The organism is Fibrella rubiginis, assembly GCF_017353185.1.
Lineage (GTDB): Bacteria > Bacteroidota > Bacteroidia > Cytophagales > Spirosomataceae > Fibrella > Fibrella rubiginis.
The window spans coordinates 253,783-266,095 of sequence record NZ_JAFMYV010000001.1; the positions used below are offsets into that span (position 1 = coordinate 253,783).

A 12,313-nucleotide genomic window follows, 5' to 3' on the forward strand; every position below is an offset into this window, starting at 1 on the left:
TATGCTTGAAAAGGGGTTTTTGGACAGGATTAAAGGGATTTCAGGATTGACAGGATTTTCCTGTTCGCTTCTGAGAATGGATTTGAAAAATCCTGTCAATCCTGAAATCCCTTTAAACCTGCCCAAAAACCTTTCTTCTATTTCAATGAGAAATATTCGGCCAGCGGACCCAGTGCGAGGGCGGGGAAGAACGATAGCGCGGTGATGATGATAATAACGGCGAAGGTCATCAGACCAAACGTAGACGTATCCGTGGCCAGCGTACCGGCACTTTCGGGCACGTACTTCTTGTCGGCCAGCAACCCGGCAATAGCCAGTGGTCCGATAATGGGAATAAACCGACCCAGCATCATGACAATACCCGTGCTGACGTTCCAGAAGAAGTTGTTGTCGCCCAGCCCTTCAAAACCTGATCCGTTGTTGGCATTGGCCGACGTGAATTCGTAGAGAATTTCGGAGAAGCCGTGGTAGCCAGTATTGTTGAGCCAGGCCGCGGGTTTCACCGCCCAATTGACGTCGGGATGGTGAACCAGAACGTAGGCTGCAATGGCTACGCCACCTTTCACGAGCAATGTGCTCAGCAAAGCCACGATAGAAGCAATTTTGATCTCCCGCGCTTCTACTTTCCGGCCAAACAGTTCCGGCGTACGGCCTACCATCAGGCCCGAAATAAAGACGGCGATGATGAGGTAGTAGTAATAGTTCAGGAAACCCACGCCACAGCCGCCATAGAAGGCATTGGTCATCATGCCCAGCAGTTGCATCGACCCCGACAGCGCCATGCTCGAATCGTGCATGGAGTTGACCGAACCCGTTGAGATAACAGTCGTGGCAATGCTCCAATAGGCTGACGAAAGCGGGCCGAAACGGACTTCTTTGCCTTCCATAGCTCCTGCTGGCTGCGCCACGCCAAGGTGCGCAATGGCTGGGCTACCGTGAAATTCGGTGATCAGGGTAGGCGTCACCAGCAATAGAAAGCCAGCGGTCATTACGCCGAATACGGTCCAGGCAAAACGTTTGCGGTTGATGAGATAGCCCAGGGCAAAGAGCATGATAATGGGCAGCATTACCTGTGCAATCAATTCAACCATATTCGTAGCGTAGCTGGGATTCTCCAGCGGGTGCGCCGAGTTGGCCCCGAAATAGCCGCCGCCGTTGGTGCCCAGGTGCTTAATGGCAATCAACCCTGCCGCTGGTCCGCGCGACACGTTGACGGTGTCGCCCTGCAGGGAAATAAACTGATCTTTCCCGGCAAAACTGGCAGGAGTACCGTTGAACGCCAGAATGGTGGCAACGATAAGTGAACCCGGCAGCAATACCCGCGTAATGGCTTTTGTGAAATACACGTAGAAGTTGCCCGACAGGCTGGTTTTTTCGGGCAAAAACGCCCGCACCACCAGCGCCAGCGCGGCCATACCCGTGGCCGCCGACACAAACATCAGGAAGTTGATTACGCCAAGTTGCGTGAGGTACGTCAGCCCCGACTCGCCCGAATAATGCTGCAAATCGCAGTTGACCATGAAGCTGATAGCCGTGTTGAAGGCCAGATCAGGCGTCATGGCACCATTGCCGTCGGGGTTGAGAGGCAGCTTGTCCTGAAACAGGAGCATGAAAAAGGCGTACACAAACCAGACGGCGTTGATAGTGAGCAGGGCCACGAGGTTTTGTTTCCAGGTCATGTCCAGCTTCGGGTCGATGCCACCGACCCGGTAAATCAATCGCTCTAGGGGAGCCATAAAATCAAATGCATTGGGTTCGCCCCTGAAGATCTTGCCGACCAGCTTTCCCAGTGGAATAGCCAGTAGCAAAGTGATCAGGTACGTGACCACAACGCCGGTCAATTCGGTATTCATAACGATGTGTGAAAGCGTGTTAGACTGAAAGAGCGGAAGAGTGAACTGGCGTGTGTCGCTCTTTCACTTATTAACTCTTTCACTTTTTAGAATTTCTCTGGCCGAATCAGCACATAGAGCATGTAGCCGAAGACCATGAGCGAGACAATAAACAGAATGAGCAGCATGGTTGTGTGATGTTAGACTTTCTCGAACCATTCGATGACCTTGTAGAAGAGGGCAAAGCACAGAAAAGCCGAGAGAAGCAGGAGCAGGGTAGTACCCATTGAGTTGATTGATTTTGCGATCTGATTTCGAAGAGGATATGCCAAAATGCGATCCAGTCTGGCAAAAACTTTCGATGATTTATCGTAATATCTTGACTAACAGACTTTTATGCTAATAGTATGTAAGTGCATTGGCTAATCGGCCCCTCTTGTTTTGTCGTTTTGAAAAGGCCTCTTTTTCATTTTGGAAAAATGCGCTGTCAATTCTGCTCTGTTCGTGGTTATTTCGGCATTGGCACGATTTTCGGAAAAGGGGAGGTTGGCTGACGCGCTGTGGCTTCTCGGCGCGTTTGGCTTCGCGAGTCGTGCCCTTCGACAAGCTCAGGGTGACAGGAAACTTGAATCAACTCAGGAAGATTGCTCTAATTTCCTGTCACCCTGAGCTTGTCGAAGGGCACGACTCGCGAAGCCAAATGCGTTAACAACACGATAACTCATTGAAAATCAAGACTAGATTTTGAGCAAGCATAACATCGACAAAATGACGACGGCGGGCCTGCTGGTGGCCGTGGGCATTGTTTTCGGCGACATTGGTACCTCGCCATTGTATACCTACCGCGCCATTATTGAAGACCGCGCCGTTGATGAAACCCTGGCCCTGGGGGGCGTGTCGGCCATTTTCTGGACGCTCACATTTCAGACCACCCTTAAATATGTGCTGCTTACCCTGCGTGCCGACAACAACGGTGAGGGCGGCATCTTTTCTCTTTATACGCTCATTCGGCGGTATGCCAAATGGCTCCTGTTTCCGGCCATTGCGGGCGGTAGTTTTCTCATCGCCGACAGCATTATCACCCCGCCCATTTCGGTGGCATCGGCCATTGAAGGGCTGCTGCCGCTGTATCCCGACCTGCCCACCGTGCCCATTGTGCTGGGAATTTTGCTCCTGCTGTTTACGGCACAACAAATGGGGACCGACAAACTGGGCAAAGCGTTTGGTCCCATCATGACCATCTGGTTTACCATGATCGGGATCATGGGCGCGGTGCAGGTAATGCAAAACCCCGCCGTGGTCCGCGCCCTCAACCCCGTGTATGCCTACAACATGATCGTGCATTATCCCGACGGGTTCTGGCTGCTGGGTGGCGTATTCCTCTGCTCGACAGGCGCCGAGGCGCTGTATTCCGATATGGGTCACGTGGGGCGGCGTAACGTGCAGGTGTCGTGGTTTTATGTCAAGTTGACACTGATTCTCTGCTACTTAGGTCAGGCGGCCTGGCTGTTAGACCATACCGGTAAGCCCCTGGGCAACCTGAATTCCTTTTTCGGACTGGTACCAAACTGGTTTATGCTGCCCGCCATTGGCATCGCCACCCTGGCTACGATCATTGCCTCGCAGGCCCTCATTAGTGGCACCTTCACGCTTGTTTCTGAGGCCTTCCGGCTGACGCTATTGCCCAAAATGCGGATCGTTTTTCCCTCCGATGCGCGGGGGCAAGTGTACATTCCAGCGTTTAACTGGCTGCTGATGGCGGGCTGTTTTGGCGTAGTACTCTACTTCCGAGAATCGAAAAATATGGAGGCGGCGTTTGGCCTGTCGGTCAACCTGACCATGCTCACCACCACTGTGTTGCTGGGTATGTACCTCTACGCCAAAAAGCATGTGAACGGTCTGGCGGTGCTGGCCCTGATCCTGCTATACGTGTTTATCGAAGGCAGTTTCCTCATTGCCAACCTCCGCAAATTCACGCATGGCGGCTGGGTGTCGCTGCTGCTGGGACTGATTATGCTCACTGTGATGCTGGTTTGGTATAACGGCAGCCGCATTAAACGCCGCCTCACAACCTTCGTCAGCCTATCTGACCACCTGCCCCTCCTGCGGCAGCTAAGCAACGACGAAACCACGCCCAAATACGCCACCAACCTGGTGTATCTGACGGCCTCACCCCGTAGCCAACAGATTGAAGAACAAATTGTTAATTCGATATTGGGCGGGATGCCCAAACGGGCTGATGTCTACTGGTTCATCCATATCGAACTGGTCGATGATCCTTATACTACCGAGTATAGCATTGACATTCTGGACCCTGAAGAGGTAGTGCGCATTACATTCCGGTTGGGATTCCGGGTGCAGCCGCGCATCAATCTGCTGTTCCGCAAGGTGGTGGAAGAAATGGTGCGCTGCCACGAGATCACATTGAAGCCCAAGTACCGCCCCCTCGGTGCCACCCCTGATTTCATCGGCGATTTCCGGTTTGTGGTCATCAACCGGTTTCTGTCCTACGAAAACGACCTGGCTGCTTTAGACACCTTCGTGATGAACGGCTATTTCGGCCTTAAACGCCTGAGTCTGGCCGACGAGCGCGCCTATGGTCTCGACACCCAGAACGTAGAAACCGAGCAGGTCCCTCTGGTGGTGCGCCCCGCCGAGTTCGTACGGTTGAAACGGGTTAGCAGAGGAGGGGAAGCGTGACGCCACAAAGACCAGTATGTTGAACCTACGGCCTTTCACCCAATATTCCTGCTTACTTTTTTCGGCGTATGGTTATTTTTCAGCACGTCAACCCGCCTTTGTTCGATAAGACGTACAGAGCGGTTGGCCGCTTATGCTGCTGCGTGGTAAATCATACCGATGCCTTTGTCTTAACCCGGCACGACCTGTAGGCCTGTTTTTAAGTGGCCTGTTTCTCGCGCTGCCCCTTCGTGCCCAATCCTTTCTGCAGCGGGTGGAGCGGGCACTACCTGCCGAGCGCGTTCGGATGGTACTTTATTACTTCGATACCTGCCGGGCGGTTACGCAGAACCAGTCTGCTGCCTTTCAGATGCTCGGCCAACTGGACGCGGTTGGTCAACGGCGGCACGACAATCAGCTCCGGCGGTATGCCCGGATGCTGCGCGACACGTGGGTCAAAAACAAGCCCAACCGCACCGACCGCCAGAATGCCGACCTGTTTCTGCGTATAGCCCAACGGGCTGATGCTGAAGGCGATGAGCAATTGGCCGGAGTTGCTGAACACTTCACCGGGCAGTATTACTACCTCGGTCAGGACTACGGCAGCGCTTTTCAGTACCTGCTGTCGGCCAACGGACGATTCCGGCAAATCGGCTATGCCAATGTACCCGAAATTCACCGCTACCTCTACGAACTGGCCTTCAACTACTATTACCTCAACGATGATGCGAAGGTCATCAGCCTGTTGACCGAGGCGGCCCACTACCCAGCCTTCAGTCCTAATCTGCACATCCAGGCATTCAACACGCTGGCCATGGCCTATACCCGCCAACAGCCCCAATCGGCCACGATGGTAGGCCTGGCCGAAGCAAATTACCAAAAGGCGTATCAGCTGGCCGTGACCTACCGTGATTCGGTCTGGATGGGCATTGTGCGGGGTAATCTGGGGGGACTGTATGCCCATCAGGGGCGGTGGCAGGCAGCCCTCGCTGCCTTTCGGACCGACTACCGACTGGAAATGCGCTCGGCGGGCCAAAATGGCTATCCAAACATCACGGCGGTAGAACTGGCCCGGTCTTTTTACGAACTCAATCAACTCGATAGTTGCCGCTATTACCTGGACGAAGCCCAGCGCCTGCGCCAGTTTAATTCAACCAAAGACTTTAGCCAGCCTTTTCAGGATGACGTGTTCTGGCAGTTATATTACGCACTGGCCCGCCGCTACTACCAGCGAACGGGTAACCTGCCCAAATCGGATCGCTGCGCCGACAGCTTGCTTAGTTACCAGGTACGTATCGACAACCGCGCCCGGTCGCGGGATGCGGCGTTGGCTGAGCAGCGGCTGCTGGTGCAGCAACACGAGGCCGAGGTAGCCCACCTGGAGCGCCTGAGCCGGACGCAATGGCTGCTGCTGGGCGCGGGGGCTGGCCTGACGGGATTGTTGGGCTGGTTGTATTGGTCCAGCCAACGCCGTCGGCAGCAGGAGGCACTGGCCAACGCCGGGCGTGAACAGCAACTCACGCTGGAGAAGCAACTTGTGACGGATGAACTTGACCGCGCCAGAGCCGACCTCGCCCTGCTGATGGAGGCTCTGCAGCAAAAACAGGCTCAACTCGTTCTGTCGAACCCCCCACTTGCCACCGCCGACCCGTCGCTGCTAAACGCTCACCTGCTCACCAACGATGACTGGGCCGAATTTCGCCGTCGATTTGAGCGGGTGCATCCGTTGTTTTTCGGACAGCTTCGCCACCAATTTACCGACCTCACTCCCGCCGAAGAGCGGCTGATGGCCCTTTCGAAACTTCGGATAGACGGCCTCCACATGAGCCGGATGCTGGGTATCTCGCCGGAGTCGATTCGCAAGGCCAAATACCGGCTCCGCAAAAAACTGGGCGTTACGGGCAGCACCCCACTGCTCGAACTGCTGGAGTAGCTGCCGACAACGAATTGTCCACGCGATTGTCCACGCCTGGTGCTTGGCTAAGGATAGACAAATAAGCTGTTTTGGCGATTCATTTTTACTACCCGACTGATGAACAAACTACTACGCCTCCTTCCTTTTTGGGTTGTTCCGGTTAGTTTACTGTTGCCGCAAACCGCCCATGCTCAGGTGACGCGCTATGTGAGCACCACGGGCAGCACCAACCCCGTCAGCGCGACGAGTTGGGCCGCCAGCACCAATAACCTGCAGGGGGCCATCAACGCCAGCAGCGCGGGCGACATGATCTGGGTGGCGGTGGGCACGTATAAACCCACAAATGGCAGCGACCGTACCCTCAGCTTTTCGATGGAGGATGGTGTGGCGATTTACGGCGGGTTTCGGGGGAACGAACAAACCCTGAGCCAACGCCCCGCCGTCAATCCCATCGTAGGCGGCCCCAGCGGTACCACGCTGAGCGGCGACATCGGTACGCCCGGCGACCCGACTGATAATAGCTTCCACGTCATCAGCAACCGGGGCAACACCCGAACGGGGCTAACGAGCACGGCGATACTGGATGGCTTCGTGATCACCGCCGGTAACGCCGTAACCACCAATACCAGCAACCCCAATGCTGATCCGAACAACAGTGGGGGTGGGATCTATAACCGGAGCATGGGGGGCGTATGTAGCCCCACCATCCGCAACTGTCTGTTCCAGCGGAATTTTGCGCTGTTTGGGGCGGGCGGGGCTAATGATGGTTTTGGGCAGGGTACGGCGAATCCGCAACTGATCAACTGCCTGTTTCAGACTAATACGGCGTTTGCCTCCGGAGGTGGGCTGTTCAACAACGGCAATCAGGGGCAGAGCGATCCGGTGGTGGTTAACTGCCTGTTTCGGGCCAACGAAGCGTTTAGCTCCGGTGGGGCGATGTATAATTTTGGGGTCTCCGGGACGAGTGACCCGGTGATGGTCAACTGCGGTTTTTTGGCCAACAGAGCGCCTTTTGGGGCAGGGTTGTATAGCGATGCCCGCGATGGCCGGAGTAGACCGCAGGTAATTAATTGTTCGTTTCGCGACAACGCCGCCACCCAGCAGGGTGGTGCAATGTACAGCGCCGCAGGTTTGTTGGGAGTAAGTCGGCCGGTACTGACCAACTCGGTGTTTTGGGACAACGGTGGAGCCAACACGTTTGTCAACAACGAGGCCAGCATCACGACCGCCTACTGCCTGTTTGAGCCGACGGTGACGGGCTATACCGCCGGAACGGGCAACCTGACCAATGTAACAACCTCGCCCTTCGCCGGGGCGGGTAGCCTGGCCCTCACAAACTGTTCGCCAGCCATCAATGCGGGTAATCCGGCCAGCCAAACGGTGGTTTCGGGGCCATTCTCGGCCACCGCCCTGCCCACCACCGACCTGGCCAACACGCCCCGCATCGTTGGCGGCCGGGTCGATATGGGGGCTTTCGAGTACCCGATCAGCACGGCCCCCACGCGGCTTTACGTCGATGCGTCAGCAGCAGGTACGGGCGACGGTCTGAGTTGGGCCTCGGCCTTCTCCGACCTGCAAAGTGCCCTGACGTACCCATGCAGCCAAAGCGTAACCGAAATTTGGGTAGCCGCCGGTACGTATAAGCCCACGACGGGCACCGACCGGAACGCCAGCTTTGCGCTGAAAAACGGCTTGGCCATCTACGGCGGCTTTACAGGCGACGAAACCAGCCTCAGTCAACGGCCCCGCATCGATCCCATTAGCGGGCAACCAGCCAGCAGTACGCTCAGTGGCGCGATCGGCACCTCCAACAGCAGCACCGACAACAGCTACCACGTTATCAACAACCCGGCTAGCCTGAGCCTTACCAACACAGCGGTGCTGGATGGTTTCGTGATCACGGGCGGCAATGCCAGTGGCGGTTTTCTAAACCCAACTGGCCGGGGCGGCGGAATCTACAATGAAGGGTTTGGCTCGGTTTGTAACCCCACGATTCGCAACTGTTCGTTTGTCGCTAACCAGGCTTCCGTTGGTGGGGCCATATGCAACCTGGGGCTAAACGGTACGAGCAGCCCCGTGATCACCAACTGCTTTTTTCAGAGCAACAGCGCTATCAACGACGGCGGGGCCATCTACAACGATGGGCGTAGTGCCGGCAACAGTAATCCGACGCTCATCAACTGCGGCTTTCAGGGTAACAACGCTACTGACAACGGCGGGGCAATGCACAACGATGGCGACAATTCGGGCACGAGTCGCCCGGCGCTGATCAACTGCTCATTTCAGGCCAACCGGGCTACGCGGGGCGGGGCCATGTACAACACAGCGCAGCCCACTGGCTCGAGCCGCCCCATAGTATCCAACTCGGTTTTCTGGAATAACGGGGTAAGCCTCTCTAACGGAGCCAATACGTTCGTCAATAGCGGCGACGTGGCGGTGGAGGCTACTTACAGCTTCTTCGACAACACCGTGACGGGGTACTTAGCCAACCCTACCAACCTGACCAGCGTCACGCCAACCGTTACCCGTTCGCCCTTTTTGAGCACAACTTCGGTGGGGTTGAACGCCTGCTCCCCGGCAATCAATGCGGGTAATCCGGCCAGCGTTACCGTGGCTAACGGGCCGTATTCACCCGTCAACCTGCCCGCTACCGATCTGGCGGGCAACCCCCGCGTCATTGGGGGCCGGGTCGACATGGGGGCTGTTGAATTTACCGGAACTCCGATTGCACAGGCGGCGATCACCCGGCAACCGGCTGCGGGAACGGCGGTGTGTACGGGAACAACCATAACAGCCAGCGTAAGCGCAACGGGCACAGGGGTGAATTACCTGTGGTACCGAGATGGTCCGTCTGGGCCGGTATTGCTGACGAGCCAGACATCGGCTACGCTCACGCTGCCTGCCGTTACCACTGCCAGCACGGGTAGTTATTCAGCGGTCGTGGTGGGGCCGTGTAATTCCGTCACCAGCACCGCGTTCAGCCTTACTGTCAGTACCCCGCCCACTAACCTCGCACTCTCGGCCAGCACATCGACCGGGGTTGCGTCCAGCACGCTAACCTGCGCCGCGACCAGCCTTACGCTCACCGCCACAGCCACCGGCACGGGGTTGACTTACGCCTTCGCCGGGCCATCGGGTACGTTGGCGGGTAGCGGCAACACCCGCACAATCAGTGCATCAGGCACGTACTCGGTCACCGCAACAAACGCCACCGGCTGTTTCAGCACGACCACCACCCCCATTGTCAGCAACACCACGGCCCCCACCCTGAGTGTCAGCCCAACGAGCGGTACGCTGACCTGCACTAACCCCAGCCTCACACTCACCGCAGCGGGCACGGGTACAGCCTACCGCTGGACGGGCGGCAGCACCGGCAACACATTGACCGTCAACGTCGCTGGTGCGTACTCAGTTACAGCGACGGGGAATAATGGCTGTACGTCCGTGAGCAGTGTGACCATCGGTAGCAACCAGACGGCTCCCACCGCTACGCTTGTGGCTAGCCAAACCCTGATTTGTACACCCGGCAGCGCAACGCTCACGGCGAGTGGGGGTATAAGCTACCTTTTCGCTGGCCCCGGCCTGAGCCAGTCGGGTACGTCGGCAACGGCTGTTGTCGCCCAGGGCGGAGCCTTCTCGGTGGTCGTTACAGGCACCAACGGCTGCTCGGCGTCGGCGGGGGTGGTCATCAGCAGCAGTCCAACGCCCGGCGCTCCGGCCCTGTCGGGGGCCAGCCTGACCGTCACGGCCAGCCCCACGCCTATTTTGCTGACCACGCTGGTGACGGCTACAGGCGGTAACGTGCTGACGTTCACCGGCCCTTCGGGGGTAGTCAACCCGCCGGTTGCCAATATCAATGCGGCGGGGGTACAGACATTTTCGGTGGTGCAAACCAGCCCCGCGGGCTGCGTCAGTCCGGCCACGGTGTTCAGCCTCACGGTGCTCTCGCCCCAGCCCCCCAGCAGCCAGACGCTCTGCCGGGGCAGTCAGGTGGTGCTCGACGTTTTGCCCAATGGTGTGCGCTATGAGTGGTACCGGAATGGGCAGACGGCCGCCAACAAGCTCATCAACGTGGTCGGTGTACAGTTGGGCACTACCACGGCCAGCCTCACACTGGTGAGTGTGCAGACCAACGCCACGTACTACAGTAAGGTCTTCGCCGCCGATGGCAGTTTTACCTGGGCGGGGCCGTTTGTCATCACGGTCAATGCTGCTTGTGGCGGTCGTAGGTCAGGGGTTGCCGGGGAGCCGGTTACTGCCCTGTCGGTTCAGCTATTGCCCAACCCCATCACGAATAGTGAACTACGGGCAGTTGTGACGGGTGCCACTGGCAACGCGTTATTGCTGACGTTATGGGATGGGCGGGGGCAACTGGTGCGGCAGCAGGCATGGGCCGTGGCGAGTGCCAGCGAAGAGGTGATCTGGGATCTGCGCCAGCACCCAGCCGGAATGTATCTGCTGAAAGCCCAGGCTGCCGAACAACTCATTACGGTTAAAGTGCTGAAAATAGAGTAATAGCCGGCGATACCCTCATTGCCCGTCCCGCAGAGTTCATGCAGTTGACATACGCAGGCAGGGAAGCGGAAGCGGGCGGTTGGAGGTGTTCTACGCGCATTATGGTCGTCCATCAGTATCCACGTGGACGTGCGGCGTTGAGTGATCGGCTACTTTTGCGGGCACGAGCCGTTTTCATCCTGGCTTACCCCACCACCTTGGCCGCAATCGTTGACCAACTCTGTCTGTTGCTGACCTACGCGGGCGTTGCCCAGGCTGTTTTTGTGACCCTGCTGCTCAACAACAGGCGCGTCCGCAAAAGCCGGGCGAATGGGTTTCTGTCGGTGTTATTGCTGGCTATGGCCTTCAGCGTGTTGCACAGCCTCTACGCCGGTCAGACCCTTGCCCATTTTTCCATCAAAGCCTACCCCCTCGGCGACCCTACGTTTCTGGTCATTGCGCCGTTGCTGTGGCTCTACGTGCAGGAGTTGACGGGGCATCGGGTGAGGCTATCGGCACAGACAGCGCTGCACTTTGCGCCATCGGTGGTCCTGAGCGCCGGCTCGTTGTTGCTGGGTCACGTATCAAATGATTTTGGTGAAAACCGGCTGACAGGCAATAACCTACACTGGACTTATTTGCTGTTCTGGGCCCTGGTGGTTGTGCAGTTTCTGGGTTATCGCTACGTTGTCAACAAGCGGTGGCTGGAGTACCAGCAACTACTGGAAGAGGAGGTGTCGAACACTGAGCAGGTGAACATTGGCTGGATACGGTTTTTCATGCGGGTGTTTCTGGGTATCACCGTGTTCTTTCTGCTGGTGCTGATTAACCTTATTCACCACGGCGACATGAGCGGCATCAACCGACTGTCGGCAGTGGTGCTGGCGGGCTCGATTTTCGCTCTGGGCTACAAAGGCATTCTTCAGAACGACGTCTTCCACGTACCCCTGCCTGCCCCCAACGGCCATAATGATGCTGCCGACAGCCTGCCCGCCGCTGAGCCCAAACAGCCCGATCAGCTACTCATCGATCGCCTGCTTCGCTACATGGAGTCCGAAAAACCGTACCTCGACCCCGAACTAACGCTGAGCAGTCTGGCGAATCAACTGGGTGTAAGCCGGAGCGCATTGTCGCAGTTAATCAACGAAGGCGTGGGAGATAATTTTTACAATTTCGTGAACAAGTACCGGGTCGAGCAGGTGAAGCGATGTATGGTCGACCCGGCGTTGGCGCACTTCAGTTTGCTGGGCCTTGCACTCGAAGCCGGGTTTAAATCAAAATCGACGTTTAACCTCATCTTCAAACGCTTCACCGGCCTTACACCGAGCGAGTATATGCAGACGGTTCGCTAACTGAATGATTAGACTGGCCTGCTTATTATTTTGGTTAATAA

General features: G+C 56.9%; 6 protein-coding genes. 4 read left to right on the forward strand and 2 right to left on the reverse strand.

All coding sequences use genetic code 11. The features are described from left to right. Positions 1-137 precede the first annotated feature (137 nt). Entirely contained in the window at positions 138-1,853 is a 1,716-nt protein-coding gene (kdpA, locus tag J2I47_RS00980) for a potassium-transporting ATPase subunit KdpA (protein WP_207362678.1), read from the reverse strand. Between the two features lie 86 nt (positions 1,854-1,939). Then, a complete protein-coding gene (locus J2I47_RS26945) occupies positions 1,940-2,020 on the reverse strand; it encodes a potassium-transporting ATPase subunit F (protein ID WP_207363163.1) in 81 nt (26 codons plus the stop codon). A gap of 580 nt (positions 2,021-2,600) precedes the next feature. Here J2I47_RS26945 and J2I47_RS00990 point away from each other — a divergent pair. The 4 genes from J2I47_RS00990 to J2I47_RS01005 all read left to right on the forward strand — a co-directional run bounded on the left by J2I47_RS00990 (position 2,601) and on the right by J2I47_RS01005 (position 12,272). Beyond that, the gene (locus tag J2I47_RS00990; RefSeq protein WP_207363164.1) at positions 2,601-4,532 is read left to right on the forward strand and encodes a KUP/HAK/KT family potassium transporter; all 1,932 of its coding nucleotides are present in this window, start codon (positions 2,601-2,603) and stop codon (positions 4,530-4,532) included. Between the two features lie 133 nt (positions 4,533-4,665). Next, positions 4,666-6,444, forward strand: coding sequence for a tetratricopeptide repeat protein (locus J2I47_RS00995; protein WP_207362679.1), 1,779 nt, complete (start codon positions 4,666-4,668; stop codon positions 6,442-6,444). A 99-nt stretch (positions 6,445-6,543) separates the two neighbouring features. Next, positions 6,544-10,941: a choice-of-anchor Q domain-containing protein gene (locus J2I47_RS01000; RefSeq protein ID WP_207362680.1), complete on the forward strand. Its 4,398-nt coding sequence runs from the start codon at positions 6,544-6,546 to the stop codon at positions 10,939-10,941. Positions 10,942-11,042: 101 nt separating this feature from the next. Beyond that, positions 11,043-12,272, forward strand: a complete 1,230-nt coding sequence (locus J2I47_RS01005) for a helix-turn-helix domain-containing protein (RefSeq protein WP_207362681.1) — start codon at positions 11,043-11,045, stop codon at positions 12,270-12,272. Positions 12,273-12,313: the final 41 nt, after the last annotated feature.